General features: G+C 38.5%; 16 protein-coding genes. 7 read left to right on the forward strand and 9 right to left on the reverse strand.

Annotated features, from left to right (window positions below):
* The first annotated feature begins 1,591 nt into the window (after positions 1-1,591).
* Positions 1,592-2,863, forward strand: coding sequence for a type IX secretion system plug protein (locus ACJVDH_RS13495; protein ID WP_443943932.1), 1,272 nt, complete (start codon positions 1,592-1,594; stop codon positions 2,861-2,863).
* Here the strand turns inward: ACJVDH_RS13495 and amyA are convergent, their stop codons facing one another.
* Positions 2,864-4,348 (reverse strand): alpha-amylase, encoded by a 1,485-nt coding sequence (gene amyA / locus ACJVDH_RS13500; protein ID WP_443943933.1) that lies wholly within the window; start codon positions 4,346-4,348, stop codon positions 2,864-2,866.
* Between the two features lie 168 nt (positions 4,349-4,516).
* Here amyA and ACJVDH_RS13505 point away from each other — a divergent pair, with 168 nt between their 5' ends.
* Together ACJVDH_RS13505 and ACJVDH_RS13510 are read left to right on the forward strand one after the other, a co-directional pair.
* Positions 4,517-5,038, forward strand: a complete 522-nt coding sequence (locus tag ACJVDH_RS13505) for an acyl-CoA thioesterase (RefSeq protein ID WP_443943934.1) — start codon at positions 4,517-4,519, stop codon at positions 5,036-5,038.
* A 68-nt stretch (positions 5,039-5,106) separates the two neighbouring features.
* Positions 5,107-6,294 carry a sodium:proton antiporter gene (locus tag ACJVDH_RS13510; protein ID WP_443943935.1) on the forward strand — a complete coding sequence of 396 codons (1,188 nt, stop codon included), beginning with the start codon at positions 5,107-5,109 and terminating at the stop codon, positions 6,292-6,294.
* On the opposite strand, the gene ACJVDH_RS13515 is transcribed toward ACJVDH_RS13510, so the two are convergent.
* On the reverse strand, positions 6,275-6,841 hold the full coding sequence (locus ACJVDH_RS13515) for a hypothetical protein (protein WP_443943936.1): 567 nt from the start codon (positions 6,839-6,841) through the stop codon (positions 6,275-6,277). The two genes, ACJVDH_RS13510 and ACJVDH_RS13515, sit on opposite strands and share 20 nt — an antisense overlap.
* 442 nt (positions 6,842-7,283) lie before the next feature.
* Entirely contained in the window at positions 7,284-7,688 is a 405-nt protein-coding gene (locus tag ACJVDH_RS13520) for an EVE domain-containing protein (RefSeq protein WP_443943937.1), read from the reverse strand.
* Positions 7,689-7,977: 289 nt separating this feature from the next.
* Here ACJVDH_RS13520 and ACJVDH_RS13525 point away from each other — a divergent pair, with 289 nt between their 5' ends.
* The 3 genes from ACJVDH_RS13525 to ACJVDH_RS13535 all read left to right on the forward strand — a co-directional run bounded on the left by ACJVDH_RS13525 (position 7,978) and on the right by ACJVDH_RS13535 (position 10,349).
* A complete protein-coding gene (locus ACJVDH_RS13525; protein ID WP_443943938.1) occupies positions 7,978-9,078 on the forward strand; it encodes a nuclease-related domain-containing protein in 1,101 nt (366 codons plus the stop codon).
* 139 nt (positions 9,079-9,217) lie between these two features.
* A complete protein-coding gene (locus tag ACJVDH_RS13530; RefSeq protein ID WP_443943939.1) occupies positions 9,218-9,589 on the forward strand; it encodes a ribonuclease E inhibitor RraB in 372 nt (123 codons plus the stop codon).
* Positions 9,590-9,602: 13 nt separating this feature from the next.
* The gene (locus tag ACJVDH_RS13535) at positions 9,603-10,349 is read left to right on the forward strand and encodes a metallophosphoesterase (RefSeq protein ID WP_443943940.1); all 747 of its coding nucleotides are present in this window, start codon (positions 9,603-9,605) and stop codon (positions 10,347-10,349) included.
* A 411-nt stretch (positions 10,350-10,760) separates the two neighbouring features.
* On the opposite strand, the gene ACJVDH_RS13540 is transcribed toward ACJVDH_RS13535, so the two are convergent.
* Together ACJVDH_RS13540 and holA are read right to left on the reverse strand one after the other, a co-directional pair.
* Positions 10,761-13,325: a zinc-dependent metalloprotease gene (locus ACJVDH_RS13540; RefSeq protein WP_443943941.1), complete on the reverse strand. Its 2,565-nt coding sequence runs from the start codon at positions 13,323-13,325 to the stop codon at positions 10,761-10,763.
* A 174-nt stretch (positions 13,326-13,499) separates the two neighbouring features.
* The gene (gene holA / locus ACJVDH_RS13545) at positions 13,500-14,519 is read right to left on the reverse strand and encodes a DNA polymerase III subunit delta (RefSeq protein ID WP_443943942.1); all 1,020 of its coding nucleotides are present in this window, start codon (positions 14,517-14,519) and stop codon (positions 13,500-13,502) included.
* Between the two features lie 109 nt (positions 14,520-14,628).
* Between holA and ACJVDH_RS13550 the strand changes: the two genes are divergently transcribed.
* Positions 14,629-15,087, forward strand: a complete 459-nt coding sequence (locus ACJVDH_RS13550; RefSeq protein WP_443943943.1) for a type I restriction enzyme HsdR N-terminal domain-containing protein — start codon at positions 14,629-14,631, stop codon at positions 15,085-15,087.
* A gap of 322 nt (positions 15,088-15,409) precedes the next feature.
* On the opposite strand, the gene ACJVDH_RS13555 is transcribed toward ACJVDH_RS13550, so the two are convergent.
* From ACJVDH_RS13555 to ACJVDH_RS13570, 4 genes are all read right to left on the reverse strand, one after another.
* A complete protein-coding gene (locus ACJVDH_RS13555) occupies positions 15,410-16,606 on the reverse strand; it encodes a Gfo/Idh/MocA family protein (RefSeq protein ID WP_443943944.1) in 1,197 nt (398 codons plus the stop codon).
* Positions 16,606-17,970: a 3-keto-disaccharide hydrolase gene (locus ACJVDH_RS13560; RefSeq protein ID WP_443943945.1), complete on the reverse strand. Its 1,365-nt coding sequence runs from the start codon at positions 17,968-17,970 to the stop codon at positions 16,606-16,608. The genes ACJVDH_RS13555 and ACJVDH_RS13560 overlap by 1 nt, the downstream gene beginning before the upstream one ends.
* Positions 17,971-18,090: 120 nt before the next feature.
* Positions 18,091-19,446, reverse strand: a complete 1,356-nt coding sequence (locus tag ACJVDH_RS13565) for a Gfo/Idh/MocA family protein (RefSeq protein ID WP_443943946.1) — start codon at positions 19,444-19,446, stop codon at positions 18,091-18,093.
* 755 nt (positions 19,447-20,201) lie between these two features.
* Complete coding sequence (locus ACJVDH_RS13570) at positions 20,202-22,922, reverse strand: valine--tRNA ligase (RefSeq protein ID WP_443943947.1); 2,721 nt, start codon at positions 22,920-22,922, stop codon at positions 20,202-20,204.
* Positions 22,923-23,211 lie beyond the last annotated feature (289 nt).

Raw genomic sequence — 23,211 nt, forward strand, 5'->3', positions numbered from 1 at the left:
CATTGCGAGGCACGAAGCAATCTTTATGCTATGGGTTTAAAATACTACAAGTAGTAGCCTTGCGTCGTGCCTCGCAAATACGATTTGAGCGATTAGTAATCATCCATACAGTTTCCCTAATTCCGTGTTTCCGTGGCAAATAAAACTGCGAATTATAGCCGCAATACATTCTTTCTAAACAAAAAAGTTGCCACGGAAACACGGAAGGCACTGAAGCCCTTGTTACTAAGATAAACTGCAACCTGCCGCGCCTTATTCCCTGAAAAGATTGCTTCACCCTACAAACAACTTCCAACGCTTCTGTTCGCAATGACGATGATTAAAAACCCGTAATTCAGAGTATAAATGGTAGCCTGCCCCTACTTTTTGGGTAAGCAAACAGGAAAGTTCTAAATAACAACCAACCAGTTTCCCAAATTCTATGCTTCCGTGGCAAATAAAACTGCGAATTATAGTCGCAATACATTCTTTCTAAACTAAAACAGTTGCCACTGAAACATGGAAGGCACAGAAGCCACCGTTACTAAGAGAAACTGCAACCTGCCGCGCCTTATTCCCTGAAAAGATTGCTTCACCCTACAAACAACTTCGAACGCTTCTGTTCGCAATGACGATGATTAATAACCCGTAATTCAGAGGATAAATGGTAGCCTGCCCCTACTTTTGGGTAAGCAAACAGGAAAGTTCTAAATAACAACCAACCAGTTTCCCAAATTCGGTGTTTCCGTGGCAAATAAAACTGCGATTTATAGCCGCAATACATACTTTCTAAACTAAAACAGTTGCCCCTGAAACACGGAAGGCACGGAAGTCATTGTTACTAAGAGAAACTGCAACCTGCCGCGCCTTATTCCCTGAAAAGATTGCTTCACCCTACAAACAACTTCCAACGCTTCTGTTCGCAATGACGATGATTAAAAACTCGTAATTCAGAGGATAAATGGTAGCCTGCCCCTACTTTTTGGGTAAGCAAACAGGAAAGTTCTAAATAACAACCAACCAGTTTCCCTAATTCCGTGTTTCCGTGGCAAATAAAACTGCGAATTATAGCCACAATACATTCTTTCTAAACTAAAACAGTTGCCACGGAAACACGGAACGCACAGAAGCCATTGTTGCTAAGAGAAACTGCAACCTGCCGCGCCTTATTCCCTGAAAAAATTGCTTCGCCCTACAAACAACTTCCAACGCTTCTGTTCGCAATGACGATGATTAAAAACCCATAATTCAGAGGATAAATGGTAGCCTGCCCCTACTTTTGGGTAAGCAAACAGAGAAGTTCTAAATAACAACCAACCAGTTTCCCTAATTCCGTGTTTACGTGGCAAACAAAATTGCGAATTATAGCCACAATGCATTCTTTCTAAACTAAAAAAAGTTGCCACGGAAACACGGAAGGCACAGAAGCCATTGTTGCTAAGAAAAACTGCAACCTGCCGCGCCTTATTCCCTGAAAAGATTGCTTCACCCTACAAACTAACTTCCAACGCTTCTGTTCGCAATGACGATGAAGTAAAAGTTCCAAGAGGACAAAGCGATCGCTTTCCTCAACCATTTTGCACCTTCGGGTTAAAATTTTACTTTTATAACCATGCAAAAGATACTCATCATCCTTTTCCTATTTTGTTTTAACGAAAGCCTTGCGCAAAGCAACAGCTTTAGCAACGAGAACCGCATTTATCTTCCGAATATTAAAACGGCACTCTGTTACAACACGAACAAAGAACAAAGTATCCCGCTAATTACTTTACGCTCTGGCGAAACAATTACTTTCTCATTCGATGATCTTTTAGGCGGCACGCAAAACTATTGGTACACCATTGAACATTGCACCTCAGATTGGCAAACCTCAAAAATTTTAAATCTCGATTATCTTGAAGGCTTTGGAGAAGATCGGCTTAATACATATCGCTATTCTTCGAACACAGCGCGTAAATACACACATTACGAACTCATTTTACCCAACAGCCAGGTTTCGCCCAAAATTGCAGGGAACTATATTTTAAAAATTTACCTTGATGGAGATAAAAACAAACCCGCAGTTTCACAACGGTTTTATGTTCTGGAAAGTCAGGTTGGTGTTGGCGGAGAAGTGGGAAATCCAATTCAGGTTGAAGGAAAAAATGCCAGACAGAAAATCAATTTCATTATCAATTATCAAATGGCGATCGCAAATCCTTATCAGGATATTAAAGCAATTGTGATGCAAAATTTTAATCCAAACACAGCTCAAATAAACACGAAACCAGCATTTGTGAAACCGGGACAACTTATTTACAATGATGTTGCCACCAACACTTTTTACGGTGGAAATGAATTTAGACGGTTTGACACGCGCAGTATCAGAAGTAAGGGCGCGAATGTTAGGGAAATTTATCGCGACAGCAAATCTGTTGATGTATTTCTTTTTGCTGATGCTTCCAGAAATACGGCAAATTACTCTAATGAAGTAGATGAAGGCGGCAATTTTCTCGTACGCAATACAGATGGGAGAGACAACAATACAGAAGCCGAATATATGGGCGTTTTGTTTACCCTGAATGCGACGCCACCCAGCGATAATGGCGATGCTTACGTTATTGGCAGATTTAACAATTATGCTTTAACAGATCAGAATAAAATGATTTATGACCCTGCAAAAAAACAATTCTATTGCAACCTGATGCTAAAACAAGGCCTCTATGATTATGAATATATTTGGGTTAATAAAATGACAAAAACCTCCGAAACCAATGATTTCGAAGGTTCTTTCTTCCAGACCGAAAATTCTTATCAGATATTTGTGTATTACAAAAAACCAGGAATGCGCTGGGAAACTTTAGTCGGTTTTAGCAATTTGAGTAATAGAATAACCAGCCAGTAATTAAGGCTGAGCAATCCATACGGAGACGCTTTTACTCTGACAATGAAATTCTGCGAAACCATTTTCGTCGATAACAATTTCTTCATCATGATGGCCTAAAGCATCTTTGAAGCTTTTGCCTGCATGTTTTTGTCCAACTTCCATAGTTTTGAAACCTTCATCGCCATTGCTTAGGATTACAGCTAGTCCGCTATTTTCATGTTCATCATCGCCTTCACGCGTCCAACCTACACAACTGCCGTGATCAAAATATTCGCGTTGCAAACCATAGGCAAAATCTCTACGAATTTTTGTCAGTTCAGCCATTTCAGGCAAAATGGCGAGTTCAATATGCGCGTCTTCGCCGTCGGCAGTTTTATCATCATAAATTCCGCCATGTAAATCGGGAAAAAACAAACAAGGTATTCCCTGTTCGCGCAACAAAATAATCGCATAAGCCAAAGGCCTAAACCAAAATTCTACATACGCTTCTAATGCCTGCAAAGGCTGGGTATCATGATTGTCCACAAAAGTAACAGCCAATTCTGGATGAATCTGAACCAACGTATTGTCAAATATCGTTTGCATATCGTAGCCTTCTTCCCTACTGGCCATAAAAAAATTGTGATGCAATAAGGAATCAAAAATCTGTGTTCTACCTTCAGTAAGCTTGATATAATCTTCTTGTTCTGTGGTATTAATTACGTCCCAGTTTTCGGCCACTACAAAAAACTTCCGATTAAATTTAGTATTCAAATGGTCAATCCATTCGATGATAAAATGCGGATTTATATGTTTTACTGCATCCAAACGAAAACCATCTACACCTGCAGTCTCCACAATCCATTCGCCCCAATATTTCAATTCTTCAATAACATACCGGTTTCTGAAATCAATGTCGTTAAACATTAAATAATCGTAATTGCCATTTTCGGTAGATGGAACATCTTCAAACCCTTCTCCAGCATGGTTCTGAATAGAAAAAATTGCCGTTTCTTTCAAATCTTCGGCCCAATCCACACCGCTAAAACATTCCTGATTCCATACAAAACCAGAATATTTCCCGTTTCGATTCGGAAAGGTAAACTTCGTCCACGCATCAATTTCAAAAACGTCGCTGGTAAACTCATTTCGGTTATCTTCATTTACACGCCGAACCTGAACACGTTCTAATTCATCGCCTCCGGCTTTATGGTTAAAAACAACATCGGCAACAACTTCAATTCCTTGTTCATGCAATGCGTTTATGGCCTGCAAATATTCCTCTTTAGATCCGTATTTGGTATTTACACTTCCTTTCTGATCAAATTCGCCCAGATCAAAAAGATCATATACATCATAACCAACAGAATAACCGCCGTTACTGGCTTTATACGCCGGCGGCATCCAGACAGATGTTACACCAATATTCTTTAAATTTTCTGCTTCTTTGGCTATTTTTAGCCACAAATTTTGTTCTTCATTATAATACCAATGAAAGTATTGAATAAGAGTTAGGTTCTGCATGGAGTTGAGTTTAGCATGGATAACATGTTTGGAAAAAATTTGTTTCGGAAAAGCCAACTGAAGAGCCTTTTTATTCAGACAACCGAACAAAAAATTGACTTTATCCCGATTTAACGCCCTGCTTTTCTAAAAATATTAAATCGGTTTTATGTACTTTTGCGCTCAATTATGAGCTTAAAAAAGAAATTTGCAAGAGAAAGTTTTACAGTGATGAATGAATTGGTGCTGCCAAACGATACCAACACTTTGAACAATTTGATGGGTGGACGGTTGTTGCACTGGATGGATATTGCCGCAGCAATTTCTGCTCAAAAACATTGCAACCGCATTGTTGTAACGGCATCTGTTGATAATGTTTCTTTTAAGCAACCTATTAAACTGGGCGATGTAATTACCATTGAGGCTAAAGTTACACGTGCATTTAATACATCTGTTGAAGTTAGATTAGATGTTTGGTCTGAAAATATTCCGAGTGGCGCACGCCAAAAAAGTAACGAAGCATATTATACTTTTGTTGCCGTAGATCAAAGTGCCAGAACCATTCCGATAGCAGAAGTTATTCCGGAAACTGATGATGAAATTGAACTTTTTCAAGGTGCCTTACGTCGCCGCCAATTGCGTTTGGTTTTAGGCGGGAAAATGGATCCTGATGATGCCAGCGAACTTAAAGCACTCTTCTTTAAAGCCTAATTTTAGTTAAAAAACACATTTTCTTAATTTGATTGTCTTATTTTAGCGACTTAACACTTGTTTAAAATATGACGACCTATACGATCCTTATTATTTTAAGCGGATTGGTAATTTTTTCCTATCTGTTTGATTTAGTGGCTAATAAAACAAAAATACCTTCTGTTTTATTGCTACTGATGCTCGGCATTGGCCTGCGTTTTCTGGTAGATTACCTTCAGGTTAAAACATTTAACTTTTTAACTATTTTGCCCACATTAGGCACAGTTGGTTTAATTCTGATTGTTTTTGAAGGTTCTCTGGAACTGAAGTATGATAAACACAAAAACAAAGTGATTAAAAGTGCTTTTCTCTCGGCATTTACCATTTTATTAATTACGGTTACCATAATTACGTTGATTATTTACCAGATCACACATAAAGACCTATACACTTGTATTGCCAACGCAGTGCCGTTTAGTGTAATCAGTTCGGCAATTGCCATTCCTTCTGCCGCAGCTTTGGGGAATAAAGACAAAGAGTTCGTCATTTACGAATCTTCTTTCTCGGACATTCTGGGCATTATCATATTCAACTTTGTCATCAGCAATCCATCCGTTTCTACTTCTTCATTTATTGGCCTCGGATTAAGTACTTTTCTGATTATTTTGCTTTCCGCAATTGCTTGCGTCGTTTTGCTCTATATTATGGGGAAATTGGTGCACCACATTAAGTTCTTTTTAATAATCTCGATCCTGATTTTGGTTTACGCCATCGGGCAATCTCACCATTTATCTTCACTCGTTTTAATTCTGAGTACAGGACTATTTCTGAATAATGCAGACACTATTCAACATGCCTGGTTCAGGGGAATTTTTCTGTATAAAAACCTAAACAATGATTTATCTCAATTGTACCAACTATCTGCCGAGAGTGCCTTTATTCTGCGTACGTTTTTCTTCGTTATTTTTGGTTTTACAATGAATGTTTCTGAACTGAATAATACGGCTGTATTGGCGAATGGTTTTTTTATTCTGGCAACCATTTATGCAATTCGGTTCTTTTGTCTGAAAGTTTTCAAAAAAGGAAATCAGGTGCCAATTCTATATATTGCACCTAGAGGTTTGATAAGTATTTTGTTGTATTTTAATTTACCAGAATCATTAAAAATCCCTCAAGTCGGGACCTCATTTTTATTTTTAGTGGTTTTGGGAACAAGTATTGTAATGACTTTAGGATTGATGTTCAGCAAACGCGAGCCTAATGAAATTGCGGTTTAACCACACTTGTTAGGGTTTTAATATCATTTATTTTACCAGTGGCATCTGAATTTGCCTGATAGTAAATGGAATATGCCGTAAGTTCCTGCATTTTGCTTTTATCTTTCTCCAGATCGAATGTTGCAAGATTTGGATTGATGGCGTGCAGGGGCATAGATACAACATTGGCTAAGCCAGATACGAGAACCGAAGCAACTGATGCTGCAAACTCATCTTGCAGGCTTGGCGCTTCTTTACCCCATTTGTCGACCATTTTACCTTGGGCATTCAAGCTGTACGGACCTCCTTCAGAACCAGACTTCGTTAAAGACAAACCTTTATACCCTTTTTTTACAGTTCGAATCTGCACATGCTGAATCTCATTTATATCGAGCTGATTGAAACCAGTATCGTTTTTAAGTACAATTTTGTCTGAATCTACACGGTATAGAATTCCCTTATATTTTCCGGAATTGGTTTTCAATATAGCGAAATATGGTTTCACTTCTTGCGCACGGGCCATTAATGCTGCAAAGCAAAACACTAAAGACAAATAAATCACTCTCATACAACTCGATTAGGTTTCTCAATATCAAAAAAAATTTCGATACATTCAAATGACAAACCCAATTAAATTGAAATCTGTTTGAAATATTTTTTCGTTTACAGACCACGGAGTGCTAAATACCTGTCATGTAAATCATTATGACAAAAAAAATTTAACACTTTATTATTATACTGGGCTGCTCAGGATTACCTTAATCAGGAATATTGCTTCGTTGTGTTTCCTCGCAAGGATAAAACCAAGATGTCTTAAGTGCCAACTGAAGCACGAAAAATATACAGTGGCGTGAAGCAATCAGCTGAAAATAATTTGTAATAGAAACGCCTAATTAAGGGAAAAGTTATTTGAGAAAGATGGCTTCCCCGAATAGTCGGGGTTAGTTGTCGTGGTTCCTTACTACGATTCCATGTTTTCTGTGGTTCAGTGGCAAAAATATAAATGCCATTTAACTGCCCATTTCCAAAATTTTATCAAATTCCTCTGCTTTCAAAGGCATTACTGAAAGGCGGCCCTGGCGCACTAACGAAATATCTTGCAGACTTTCTTCGGCTTTGATCTGCTCTAAAGAAACCGGGTTTTTCAAACTTTCAACCGGCGATAAATCTACTACAACCCAATTGGTATCATCTGTTGTTGGATCTTGATAAAACTCTTTCACAACTTTTGCAATACCAACAACGTTTTTACCTTCATTGCTGTGGTAAAAAAGTACTAAATCACCTTCTTTCATTGCTTTCAGATTGTTACGCGCCTGATAATTGCGCACGCCATCCCAAAATGTACGGCCATCTTCATTAAATTTTTCCCAACTGTATTTAAAAGGTTCTGATTTTACTAACCAATGATTCATTGTATTACTTTGTTTAAAGTGGCTGATGCCTTATTAAGTATTCGATTTCCAACTGGCGGATTGTTGCATTTTTTTTCTCCGCCTGAATAATTCTTTTTGTTCTCTAGAGTTCAAAACTAAGAAAAGGGAATGGATTAGGAAATAGATAAAAAAGAATGTTATTTGGTTTTCAGATAAGTTATAGACATATTTATCAAACTATTTTAACATACCAATTTACGCTTCAATATAATAGACCTAACAAAAGGCCTGCTTAGTTTTTAACGCTCATCATCAACAATCGGCAGAAATGTGCAGAACATATAACGCGATCGGTTCACTCACGACCTTAAAATTACTTTTAGAAGAAAATAATATCCGTGACTTCAAATCTTTAAAAGAAGTCATGAATTTCCAAAGTGCCTACCCCACTATCCGGCAAAAGATAGTTGCCGATCATGAAAAACTTATCGAAAATGAGAGAGAGGTACTCCATGTGGAACTAAAACAGTTAGACACCACCATAGAAATACAAAAACAAGAAGCAGAGCAAAAATTAATCAATGAAATCGACTGTCTGAAAAAGCAGTTAAAAAGTCTAGCAGATGATCAATCGACAACGCTATATCAAAAACTAAAGATGCCCATTGTTCAGTTTGTCAGCAAAAGAAAAATCAGTCATAAAGAACGAGATTTCGAGATAAGGGTTAAGGAATCAATTATTGATTTAATTGAAGAGCAGCACATTAAGAAAAAACGCTATGAATTCATTTCAACGCAATTTGAAAAGGCTGTTGAACAAAGTGCCGGAACAGATTTATTAGATATTGAAAAAAAGAAGACATTAATTGATAAATCAAACAACTACATTTATGGCGCATTGGGGGAACAAAAAGTTGTTAAGACTTTAGAAGCCCTTTCAGACGATTACTTTCTAATAAATGATTTCGATATCACCTTTTCAACAGCATTCTATAACAGACAACAAAATGACTACATAAAATCCATTCAGATTGATCATTTGCTGGTAGCACCCTCAGGGATATTTTTAATCGAAACGAAAAACTGGAGTGAAAAATCGTTAAAGGATTTAAGCCTGCGTTCACCAGTACAGCAAATCAGAAGAACAAGCTTCGCTTTATTCAAATTGCTTAACAATGAGATTGCTGATTATCATTTCCGTTTAGCGAATCATCATTGGGGCGAAAGAAAAATATCAATTAAAAATTTAGTTGTTCTAACGAATATCAAACCAAAAGAGGAGTTTCAATACGTAAAGGTTTTAATGTTAAACGAGCTCATTAACTATGTGAACTATTTTAAACCTATTTTTTCGAGCGCTGAAACAAAATGCATTGCAGATTTTCTGCTAAAAATTAATGCGAAAAAGGGAATACATAAACCTTATTAACAATAAAAATTAGTCTTTTATACTATAAAGCCATCTCCATTTTAATTCAAAGAAAAAGCAATTTATTACTAAATCTATAATAACAATTATGCTCAATCCATTTTATTCTTATCCAGAAATATTATAAATATTAAATTCGATGATGAAAAATCAAGTAAACACGTTTTTCGATAAAGAAACCTACGATAACGATATCGCACTGGAAATTAATGAAGATGTTTTAAATCGAATTTACGACGATGGTATTAGCCAAAACGATAAGCTACCAGTGGAATTTGTTTTCATTACCGACACAAAAGAAAAAGCTTTAAAACTAAAAGAATCTCTGCAATCTGATTATCCGGATTATACAGCAATCAAAATTGAAGAAACAGAAGACTGTTGGGAAATTCATGGCATTACCTCCGAAATTGAAATGTCGATAAATGCAATAAATAACTGGAACCAACATTTATGGGATTTGGGCTACCAATTTGATTGTCAACTTGATGGATGGCATGTAGCAACGTAAAAAGCTATTGTAAATGAGAATACAAATTATCAGCGATTTACACCAAGAGTTTGGAATTACGAATCTTAATTTTGAAAATGCCGATTTGATTATACTTGCAGGCGACGTAAATCTTGGCACTACAGGCATTAAATGGATAAAAGACTATATCGCTGACAAACCTGTTATCTATGTTTTGGGCAATCACGAATATTATAAAGGAACTTACCCAAAGACACTACATAAAATAATATCGGCATCCAGAAATTCGAATGTAATCGTTTTGGAAAACAGTCGATTTAATTTTGGAGGAGTTAGATTTCATGGTGCCACCATGTGGACAGATTTTTCGTTGTTCGGAAACCCTATTCAATATGGTATGATTTGTCAGGACAAAATGAATGATTATCGCAAAATCCGCCGAGATCCTTCCTATTCCAAGTTACGGACAATTGACACCTATAAAATACATCAAATATCTAAATTGTGGTTGCAAGAAAGTTTGGCAGAATCTACAGGTTACCACAACATCGTAATCACACATCATGCGCCGAGTATCAAATCTGTACCAGATGTTTATAAAACTGATCCGGTAACCTCTGCGTATGCTTCCAATCTTGAAGAAATAATATATAAATATAAACCACAGTATTGGATACATGGTCACATACATACACCTTGCAGATACAACCTCGGAGAGACAGAAATCATTTGCAATCCGCACGGTTATATCAACGAAAAATACAATGGTTATAACAAAAACCTAATTATTGAAATATAGTAGAAAACAGAAACGGAGAGCGCACTCAGCTACTTCTTATTAAGAAATTAGTAAAAACTCGTTCATTCATATTTATTACGGAAAACCGTAAATTTTCCTCCTTTCTCCCGAATACTTTTGTGACATGAAAAATCTAATGTACGCCTTCAGTATTTGTTTGCTCATTTTATCCTGCAGTAAAAATGACTCCGGACTAGACTCAGAAACCTTTTCGCCATGTGGCAAACACACGTCCGGACAACAACTCTATCGCGGCAGCAAAGGTGGTTGTTACTATTTAAATAGCAATGGAAACAAAACCTATGTAGACAGAAGTGAATGCAAATGTTGATGCATTAACCGATTTGCAAAACAGTAAAATAAGGCAGCCCTTTTTATGGAGCTGCCTTTTTTATAAAATCAAAATGCCAATTATTTCTTAATATCCAGCGCCGTTTCAATTCGGTCTGAAAGATCCTGTAAATGATATTGTGTTAAAGCTGATGCAGCATTTGCATTACTTTTAATGCGTGCATCTAAGCTTTTCAGCTCGCCTTTTACAACTGAAATCACATCAGATTGATTTAGGTTTATCGCATCTCTTTCATTTCCTGGTCTTCTTACAGCAGCCGTTGCAGCCGGGGTAATTACCGGAGCAGGTTTCAAAATAGAAATTAATTTATCGACGTACATTTTTTGCAAGTTGCGTCTGTAAACATCAATTGGCTGATTTGTTTTCAGTTCAGAGAAAAGTGATGCATTCAAATCGTCAAACAAATCAGTAATTTTATAAGCAGTAGAACCATCAATCGCTTCGGCAGAAATTAATTTACCTAAAGTGCTGTTGCTCAGCAAACGGTTTAGGGTTGTCGATTGTAATTTCCCTACAACGATCAGTCCATCCTGACTGATATTATCCAGAATTGGCTTATCAATCAACCACATTGGAGTTTTAAATAGCTGAACATCCAGAAAAGCCATTGCTTCTTTTTGCGTTGACGCTGGTGTGCGTTCATACACAAAACCTGCTTGTTCTACTGTTTTCGGATTCTCGTAAATACCCCCAATGTTTTTCGCTACGTGTCCCATATAACGCCCAAATTGAGCCGTTAACTGCCCATACATGTTTTCCAGGTTGTCATAGCCATCGGCAGGTTCTTTTGTCCATTCTGGCAATCCTTTTAAAATCACTTTTAGATTTTTGATTCCATATGTACTGGCCAACATGGCATTGTCTGAGAGATCTTCGTTTTGGGAATGCGGATCATCCGGATTGGTTTCTGTTCCGAACCATAATCTTCGGTTTTTTGCAGATTCGATGGTCATTTTATTTAAAATCGGAACTTCCTGCTGAGCTGTTTTTGTATCCGGAAAATATTTATATCCCCATTCAATCGCCCATTTATCATAGTCTCCGATACGCGGATACAAGCCTTTTGAGGAAATGTTGTCTTCTGGCTGTGCCACATAGTTAAAGCGCGCATAATCCATTATTGACGGTGTATGGCCGTTCGCTTCCACAAATTTCTTATTCCTGAGTAATTCTGTTGGTACGGTAGAACTTGAACCATAATTGTGGCGTAAACCCAAAGTATGTCCCACTTCATGTGAAGAAACAAAACGAATTAAATCGCCCATTAATTCATCGCTGAAAGTCATTTTTCGTGCGCGTGGATCCACTGCAGCAGTTTGGATCATATACCAATCGTGCACCAGTTTTTGAACGTTATGAAACCAGTTGATGTGGCTTTCCATAATCTCTCCACTACGCGGATCTGAGATACTCGGACCACTTGCGTTTGCAATTTCAGAAGGTTTATACACAATTGCAGAATGACTCGCATCATCAATACTCCAGGTAGAATCCTGAGCATAACTTGGCGCTTCTTTAGCCATAACCGCATTTTTAAAACCTGCTTTTTCAAAAGCTTTTGCCCAATCATCTACACCAGCTTTCAGATATGGAATCCATTTTTTAGGCGTTGCCGGATCAATGTAAAATACAATTGGTTTTGCGGGTTCCACCAATTCACCACGTTTATATTTCGCCAAATCTGCAGGTTTAGGCTCCAGGCGCCATCTTTTAATCAGCTGAATTTCTTTTACACCCTGAGGATTCAAGTCAAAATCTGTATAACCTACAGCGAAATAACCTACGCGCGGATCAAAATATCGGGCTTTCATAGGCACTTTTGGTAAAATGACCAAAGAAGTATTCAGTTCAATGGTAGCTGAGCCCGTATTTGCATCACGGCCACCGCCACCAGGTGCCGCACCTCCACCCATCGCTCCGGCGGTTAAACTATAGGTTTTAACGGTGCTGATCTCCACATTTTTAGGAAAACTGCGAATGCCCTGAATATAACTTCTGTCTGTCTGCTGGGCGCCCAAACGGAAACGGGTTTTTGCTGCTGGCGAACTAAAGTAAAAGATGTCATTATCGCTGTTGATATAATCTGTAATATCAATTACACTTCCTTTTTTATCCGGCGCAAAAGCAGCAATATTGAATGAGGCTGCAATTGCCTGAATATTTGAATTTTTTAACGACTGATACATAGCAGTTGTGCTATCCGGACCGTATGTACGGTAACTGATTTTACGCATAAAAATGCGGTTATTCGGACCTTTTTCGAAACGGATTACTGCACTTCCAATCTGATCGCCTGCGTAACCTTGTGCTGCGCGCACCTCTGCGCCAGACTTAGATATTCTGCTTACAACCAGAATATCTCTTCCTAGCGTAGAATCGGCAATTTCGAAATAGTATTTGTCCTCAATTTTATGTGTGGTAATCATCCCTTTACGGCTGACTGCCTTTCCTGTAATCACTTGATCATAAGGTTTGGGCTGTGCACGAATGCCCGACCCCAAAGCTGCTCCCGGTGTTCTTCGTGTCGAATCGGTAGCCGCGGGCGGGCCGCCTGGCCGACCCTGAGCCTGTGCCATAGTTATTGCACCAACAGCCAGAAGCATGCTGATTATCTCTCTTTTCATAATAAGTTAATTGATTTGAAGCGTAAATATATAACGCGACATTCCGATATTCCGGAACGGAGAAATAACTTTTAAGTTACAATGGCTTATTTAACCTTTTTATTACGTCTTTTCACCATTTCAAGGGTTTTCAAACCACCACAGTCCGCTACACTGATGGCTAAGCTGTAGATATTAGTGAATAATTTTAAACACGAGTTCTTTGAGCAGTTCACCATCATCTACGTTTCCGCTGCTGTCTAAACCTTTACTTTTTAAATCGTACTCACGCAGCAAACTCACCACCTGAAATACTTTTCCGGTATTGTAATTTCTGGCAGCTGTTTCGTAATCTTTGATAAAAAATGGCGGCACACCTAAAGCTGAAGCGGCATCTGCCTTATTCGGAATATAATGGTACTTGAGCAGTTTGGTAAAATATCCACCGAGGTTGGCCAGGACCATTACCATTGGATTGGCTTTTGGGTTGCTGGCAAAATAATTAATGATGCGATTGCATTTTAAAACATCACGAATGGCGAGTGCTTTTTGCAACTCAAATACATTATATTCTTTACTGATACCGATGTTTTTCTGAACGTGATCTGTATTGATGACCTGATCTTTAGGAACATTGAGCATCAGTTTCTCAATTTCATTCGCAATTTTTGACAAATCTGTGCCAAGATACTCTGACATCAATGCCGAAGCTTGCTGATCTACTTTATAGCCTTTTTGCTTGATGAAATCTTCAATCCAGGCTACAATTTTATAATCGCGAACGGCATCAGACTGAAAAATCAATCCGCTTTTTGAAATGGCTTTGTAAATCTTTTTTCGCTTGTCAAAATTCGCATATTTAAAAGCCAAAACCAATATGGTGCTTGGCAAAGGCTTTTCAAAGTAATTCAGGATAAACTCACCTTCTTTTGTAGAATCTTCCTTACCCCATTTTAAATCCTGCGCCTCTTTCACAATAACAACCTGATAATCAGACATCATTGGATAGCGTTTTGCTGCACCAATAATAGTGGTCATATCGGTATCTTTTCCATACAAAACCGTTTGATTAAAGCCCTTTTCCGCATCGTTCAATAATTCATCTTCGATATAATCGACAACCTGATCAATGTAATAAGATTCTTCTCCATGCAGAAGATACACAGGTTTGAACTTTCGGGCTTTAATGTCCTTGATAATTTCGGCAGCAGTCATGAGCCGTAAAATTACGATTTAGCGCGATAGCATTTTATATTTTTGCTATTTGTTTATACACAAATATTAACTTTGAAGCCGATTATTAGCGGGCAATCCATCCAATATTATGTTTAAACCAACGCCACTGAACCTTCCTCCCTACCCTTTTAAACTTACCCAAAAAGATGATGTGGTATATATCTTCGATGAATTGCGAAAAAAACACCTGGTTTTGACACCCGAAGAATGGGTGCGCCAGCATTTTATTCAAAGCCTGATCCTGGAAAAAAAATTTCCTCGTACGCTAATTCAGATTGAAGGCGGCTTGGTTCTAAACCAACTTCAAAAACGAAGCGACATTTTAGTTTACACTACCGCCGGAGAAAAGCTCATGCTGATTGAATGTAAGGCGCCAAAAGTGAAAATTACACAATCGGTTTTTGATCAGGCAATACGTTACAATTCTATCCACCAAGCTAAATGGATTGTACTCACAAATGGTTTAGAGCACGTTTATGCAAAAATGGATCTTGAAAATGCGAGTTTCAAATTTTCTCCTGAAATACCTGATTATGTTGAGTTATAGATTTAGCGGGGAAACCGAAAGTCAAAGGTATTGGTATAAATAACCACAGAAAACACAGAGTTCTCACAGAGCAACACAAAGTTGGAAGTTGGAAGATTGAGCGTAAAAACCAAAATAATAACAGATGGTTACTTCGGTTTTTTAACAAATGAACTAATGAACCAATTTCCCAATGACTAACAAAGTTGGGAAATAACCACAGAAAACGCAGAGTTCTCACAGAGCAACACAAAGTTGGAAGTCGGAAGATTGGGCGTAGAAACCCAAATAATAACGGATGATTGCTTCGTCTTGTTAGCAAATGAACCGATTTCCCAATGAACTAATCAAACCTCTTTTCCCAAATTTGTTTCTCGCCAGTATAAATCGCTTCATTGCACATAGAAACACAAATTGCGGCTTGTGTGCCTGTATGTATATTTGATGCTGGTTTTTTTCCGGATACGATAGAGGTATGAAATTCGTCCATTGCATAAGTCGTTCCATCTTGTGTAGGTTTATCCAAAATCGGGATTCCCCCATCCGCTTGCAGAACAATTTTTGAGGCTCCGGTTACGCCATCAACAATCCCCAGCTCTTTAGTGGTTTGGGGTTCAGGATAAAATATCCCTGTATTCATCAGCAATGAAACAGATCCTTTTGTTCCTTTAATTTTAAAAAGATAACCATCATGTGCATTTCCGCAGGTTGCGCCGAAATTGCCAATCATTCCGGCATTTTTATATCGAAGTGTTGCCTGTATATTGTCGTAGGTTTCTCTACCGTCTTTAAAAACATCAATTCCTCCCGTGCCTATAATTTCATCGGGATGAGTTTCAAAAGCCCAGTTGATAAAATCGATTTGATGCGAAAGCAATTCGGCAGCTAATCCGCCAGAATATTCTTTATACATCCGCCAGTTTACCTGTCTTTCCAATTTCGGATCAGGTACTGCTCTACGCCAGTTTCCATTGCGATCCCATCGGCAATCTACCTGCGATACTTTTCCTAAATAACCGCTCCGAATCATATCTTTTACCCTAAAATATAGAGGAGAATAACGGTATTGATAACCAACCTGAAAAATCTGACGGGGATATCTCAACACCAGATTTCGCAGTTCCATTGCTTCAGCAGTGTTGTAGGTCATCGTTTTCTCTACATAAACATGTTTGCCCGCAAGTACAGCATCTTTAGCAATGCCGAAGTGAACATTCAAAGGCGTAGCGATAAAAACTGCATCAATACGTTTATCGTCCAATATCCTTCTAAAATCTTTAACCGCTTTCGCGCTAGCGGGAACAAAGGCTTCTGTTTCTTTTAAACGAAAATCCAACACATCGCAATACGCAACAATATTGTATTTCTGAGGCATGGAACGAATTACAGACAAAACGCCTTTGCCTCTGTCTCCGCAGCCAATCATGGCGATGTTGAGTATTTGATTGTCAGCTTGGCTAAGCTGTGCCGATAATGAAGAGGGCAACAGCATTCCCAAACCAAGTAAAGAAGATGATTCCAAAAATGACCGCCGATCCATTAAAGCTTCTTAATCTTTATCGTTCTAAAATCTACTTTGTTTCCATGATCCTGAAGCAGAATATGTCCTTTCGGGGCTTGTCCAAAATCTTTCCAATCTTTGTATTTGCTGATGGCTACCAATTCTTTAAATTTCTCAGAACCGCGTTCGTATTCCAGAACTTTAACTCCATTCAAATAGTGTTCTACTTTATTGTTTGGATATACAATTACGCGGGCATTGTTCCAGCTTCCAATTGGACGCAAAAAACGTGGTTCTTTTTTTGCCGTGATCAAATCGTAAAGAGAAGCTAAAGTTCGGTTTCCATCACGCCCAAGTTTGGCATCGGGATGCAATACATCATCTAAAACCTGATATTCTAAACCTATGGCCGAGCCTGAATTGTTTTCGCTCAAGGTTACAAAATACTTTAATCCGCTGTTGGCACCCGGAGTAAGTTTAAATTCGAAAGACAAATCAAAAGCAGAAAATTCTTCTTTGGTTACGATATCTCCACCATTAGTAGATTCAGATCCGTTAGCAGGTTCAACACTGATTACACCATTTTCTATCTTCCATCCTTTTGTGGGAAATGTATTTTTGTATGCACCAATCCAACCGGCATTGCTTTTTCCATCAAAGAGTAAATCGTATCCGTTAGATTTTTCATATGCAGACAATTGGTTTGGCACTAAATTCACTGTGTAAATTCCTTGTGGAAAAGCTTTCGCCTTTAAATTTTCTGTTTGAATCTGGATATTTTTAAAATATACTTTTTTGCCGGCATTTTCCAGATTGGTCCCAATGCCGTGTACCTGTAAGCCAATAAAACCACTTTTATCCAGCGTATCAATTACATAAGAAACTGGCACTCCATTTACCCAGGTTTTCATTTCGGCACCAATACATTCTATACGATAATGATTAAATTCTTCCTTTTTATAAGCCGTTTTTGCAGCCGGATTTAATTCTAGCGGATAAAGCCACAATCTTCTCGCTTCATCATAAACGCCGCCTGTCCACGCTCTGGATGTTGGATCTATTTCCATCTGCCGACCGAAAACCAAACCTTTTCCGCTATTGCCTTCTGGTTTTAAATGGCTTCTGGTTTGTACGCCAGAATTGGTGGTTTCGCCATCTAGTTTAATATCTAATTCTAAAATAAAATCGCCATATTCTTTTTCGGTGATCAGAAATGAATTTGGTGCGTCTTTAATCATCGTTCCTACAATCATTCCGTTTTCTACAGAATAAGGCGCAGTTCCGGCAACGGTTTTCCAGCCATTTAAAGTTTTTCCGTCAAAAAGTGGCTTTGATTTCTGGGCAAAGCCCGATATACTGATGAGCGAAAGCGCTAGAATTGTATATTTTTCGATGTATCTCATAATAGGTTTAAGGGTTTTGTATTTTTAAGTATGGCAATGCGCATTGTATACTATCTCTAATTAAGAACTTATTAAATAATTAGATTGCTTCGTCATTCTTCCTCGCAATGAGGAAGTAATCTAGTATTTAAAAACTTTTCCGTTTGCCATTACTTCTTGCTTGCCTTCGTCAAATACGGCTTTGGCACCCGTTCTAACTGCAGCGTTGGTCATAATATTTGCAATAGAATGCGAGTAACCCGCTTCTACCGGTGCATTTGGTGTATTGCGGCTCCGCACGCATTCCATCCAGTTTCTCATGTGACCAGAAGTTAATGCATCGCCACCCATATTTGCACCTGTAGCGGCTTTGATTTCGGTTTTACTCAAATCAAATTCAGGTAATAGATTCGCTTTCATTCCCATTGCTGCCGCTTCTTGGGGTCTTAATCCGCCTTTTGGAGAAACTTTATTGGTAATCAGATTCAGTTCACCACCATTGGCGTAATACACTTCGCCGACATCGCCAACGCTGTTCTGCATACGCGAAGTGAAAGTTACCTGAAAACCGTCTTCGGATTTTGGCTGACCGTAATCAAACACAGCAACCATAGAATCCCAATTTCTGCGGCCATCTTTCCAGGTATAAATCCCGCCGTTTGCCACAACGCTACGCGGATGTTTTAAACCCGTAAACCAATGTACCGTATCAATTTGGTGTGACATCCATTGGCCGGGCATACCAGATGAATAAGGCCAGAACAAACGATATTCCAGATACTTTCTTGGATCGAAGGTTTCTTTCGGGCGATTCAATAAAAAACGTTGCCAGTCTATATCTTCTTCTTTTAGTTTTGCCACCAACTCTGGGCGCCGCCATCGACCAGGTTGATTTACATTCCAAACTAAATCTACTGCGGTAATTGGACCAAATTTCCCTTCTTTTATAAACTGAGCTGCATTTTTATAATTTTCGCCACTGCGCCTTTGCGATCCGATTTGCACAATACATTTGCTTTCCTGCACGGCTTTTAAAGCGGCTTTCGCATCTTCCATTGTTTCTGCAAATGGTTTTTCCACATATGCATCACAATTGGCTTTTACAGCTTCGATGGTGTGTAATGCATGTTGAAAATCTGCAGTGCTGATAATTACTGCGTCCAAATCTTTCATGGCATACAACTCATCGTTATTTCTGCACGACTGAATATTGTGGTTAAATCTTTCTTTGAGGTGTGCAATTCCTAAATCCCGTCTATACGTCCAGAGATCTGAAAGGCCAACAACATCAAAATTGAGTTCTTTAGAGTGGTTTAGAAAACAAGGCAAAAGGGTATCTTTAAATCGGTCTGAAAAACCGACTATACCCACACGCACCCGATCATTTGCGCCTATAATCCGACCATAACTTTTCGCACTTAAACCCAACGTACCTGCGTAGGTTGCGGCAGCGAGTACCGCAGATTGCTTGATAAATGTTCTTCTGGAATTTTCCATTGTAGGAATTTGCTTAGATGTTCGCTAATGACGAGTTAAACGACATTACCTAAACCAAAATAGCGTTTTTAAGATGGAAGGGAACAGATGGTTATGTAACATTTTAGAAACCCGCTTAGATAAAAGTTGCTACATCTTTACAGAAATGATTTTAATGCGTTTTCTCCAACTTTACAGGTATTAAGGAAAACGTTTGAAATAATTTTTCGGGGTTTCGATGCGAAGGGAAAATATAATTATTAATTGTATGTTGAAGATTTTACAACCATTCATTAACCTCACCCTGTGAAAGCAACAAGTAGTTTTTAATTCTATGTATCCCTCTCCTTGAAGATAGGGAAATGAAAGTAAGTGGTTTGAACCTCTAGCCAAAAGCACAGTCCGAGAAATGCCTCTCTTCAAGAAGAGGGAAAGTACAAGCGGTACATAAACCACTAACATTGATAGGGAGAGGTACCTCACGCTGTGAAAGTAACAAGGAATTCGGAATTTTATGCGTCCCTCTCCTTGAAGAGAGGGAAACGAACGTAAGTGGTTTGAACCCAAATTGGCACCAGTGGGCAATAAGTCCTTTTCTCTAAGAAATTTTAGTCGTTTGAACCTCTAGCCAAAAGCACAGTCCGAGAAATCCTTCTCTTCAAGAAGAGGGAAAGTACAAGCGGTACATAAACCACTAACATTGATAGGGAGAGGTAATAAAAAGAGCCTTTCAAAAATTAATCTGAAAGGTCCTTATAATCCTAAATATGATATGCTTATCCCAAAGCGGTTAAGCTTTCTTCAATAATTTTGATTTTAGCTTCAGCATCTGCTTTTTTATTGCGCTCATTATCTACAATTTCCTGCTTGGCATTTTGCACAAAACGTTCGTTGCTGAGTTTCGCATCTACAGATTTAAGGAAACCTTGTAAGTAGCTTAATTCAGTTCTTAAACGCGCGCGCTCTTCTTCAACATCAACTGTGATTGCCAGCGGAACAAAAAATTCATCTTTTCCGGCTATAAATGCAATTGCACCTGTTACCTTATCAATCACGAATTCTACCTCTGCAACATTGCCCAATTTATAAATTACGTTTAACCACTTTGAATAGTCCAGTTCTGAATTTACTTTAATAGATAGTGGCAATACTTCTTTAGGAGAAATTTGTTTCTGATTTCTGATGTTTCGGATCTCCGCAACAACTGCTTTTATCGTTTCTGCATCTTTAAGCAAAGCGCTATCAATAATTCCGGCTTGCGGATATTCCGCAACAATACAACAATCCATTTCATCGCGACTACCAAACAAATCATCGTGCCACAGTTCTTCTGTTAAGAATGGCATGTTTGGATGCAAAAGTTTAATAATCTGCTCAAAAAAACCAACTGTTGCTTTAAAACTTTCGGCATCAATTGGTTGCTGATACGCTGGTTTAACCATTTCCAGGTACCAGGCACAGAAATCGTCCCAAACCAACTTATAGGTCGTCATCAACGCTTCAGATAATCTATATTGCTTAAAGTTATACTCAATTTCAATCAATGCTTCGCTAAAACGGTTCTCAAACCAAGAAATTGCTTGTTGATTTGGGTTTTCAAGATTTTCATCCACTTCCCACCCTTTTACCAAACGAAATGCATTCCAGATTTTGCTGGCGAAATTACGGCCTTGTTCGCAATAACTTTCGTCAAACATCAGGTCATTTCCTGCCGGAGACGACATTAGCATTCCTACACGAACTGCATCAGCACCATATTTTTCGATCAAACCAATTGGATCTGGCGAATTGCCTAAAGATTTAGACATTTTACGGCCTAATTTGTCGCGTACAATTCCGGTTAAATACACATTCGTAAATGGCTTTTTACCCATAAACTCGTGCCCGGCCATGATCATTCGCGCTACCCAGAAAAATAAAATTTCTGGTGCAGTTACCAAATCATTGGTTGGATAGTAATAGTTAATGTCTTTATTGTCTGGATTTTTAAACCCATCAAAAACCGAAATTGGCCATAACCAAGATGAAAACCAAGTATCCATTACATCTTCATCCTGACGTAAAAATGGCTCAAGTTGATATTTGAAACCTGCTTTTTCGGTATCTGAACAGCTTTCATCCAAATGTTTTTTCTTCCAAAATTCTTCTAAAGCTTCGTCTTTAGTTTTTGCTACAACCCAATTGCCTTTATCATCATACCAAGCCGGAATGCGTTGCCCCCACCAAAGTTGACGGGAAATGTTCCAATCACGAACGTTTTCCATCCAGTGGCGATAGGTATTTTCAAATTTATTCGGAATTAAGTTTACCTCGCCATTTAACACATCGTCCAAAGCCGGCTGCGCCATTTCTTTCATCTTCACAAACCATTGCATAGACAATTTCGGTTCAATAGCTGCATCTGTGCGTTCGGAGAATCCAACCTGCGATTTGTAATCTTCAACTTTTTCCAGATGTCCGGCTTCATCCAACATCTTTGCAATTTTTTTTCGCGCAATGAAACGATCTTCGCCAACCAAAATCACCGCCAGTTCATTTAAAGTTCCATCGTCATTTAAAATATCTGTAACCGGCAAGTTGTGTTTTACGCCCAGTTCATAATCGTTCAAATCATGCGCCGGAGTAACCTTCAAACAGCCTGTTCCAAATTCAATATCTACATATTCGTCTTCAATTACCGGAATTTCATGATTCACTAAAGGCACAAAAACTTTCTTGCCTTTTAAGTGTGTAAAACGTTCATCATTCGGGTTAATACAAATTGCCGCATCAGCCATAATGGTTTCTGGTCGTGTTGTTGCAACAATAAGGTAGTTGGGAGTCTGAAGTCCGTCGTCCGATGATTTCACACCTGGATCATCCGACTTTCCGACTTCCGGACTAACAATATTATACTTAATATAATATAACTTTTGATTGACTTCTTTACGGATTACTTCTTCATCAGAAACTGCAGTTTTTCCGGCCGGATCCCAGTTAATCATTCGGATACCGCGGTAAATCCAGCCTTTTTTGTACAAATGAATAAAAGAATCTATTACCGCTTCAGAAAGGTCTTCCTCCATTGTAAATCGCGTACGATCCCAATCACAACTGGCGCCAAGTTTTTTTAATTGCTCCAGAATAATGCCACCATACTTTTCTTTCCATTCCCACGCATACTTCAAAAATTCTTCTCTGGAAAGGTCTTTTTTATCAATTCCTTGCTCCTTTAGCATCGCTACAACTTTTGCTTCGGTTGCGATAGACGCATGATCCGTTCCCGGAACCCAGCAAGCATTTTTGCCCTGCATGCGCGCTTTACGAATCAATACATCCTGAATGGTATTGTTCAACATATGGCCCATATGTAGTACTCCCGTAACATTTGGCGGCGGAATTACGATGGTATAAGGCTCGCGCTCATCGGGTTCGGAATGAAAAAACTTTTTCGATAGCCAATAGCTATACCATTTATCTTCTGTTTCTGCAGGATTGTACTTGGTGGATATACTCATGAAAAATTATTCAGTTGTCAAATTGAAGGGCAAAAATACATTTTTAGGCACAAAATCTAAAGTTTAAAAGCTTTGAAAAGCAAAGCCTGTATTTCAACTTAAAAGGCAGTCCGGCTTTACGTTACAAGTCCTCGCTGCGCTGCGGGCTTTTCACTACAATCCGGTTTAAATGGGTAAATACAGTTACAGAACGAACAGTTTGTACGTTGCCAAAATAATTTCCATTTTTATGTATGGAAAAATGTGATTGGCATTATAATCCATATCTGGTGAAACGGTGATTATTAAA

Origin of the sequence: Pedobacter terrestris (genome assembly GCF_052343045.1) — a bacterium.
GTDB lineage: Bacteria > Bacteroidota > Bacteroidia > Sphingobacteriales > Sphingobacteriaceae > Pedobacter.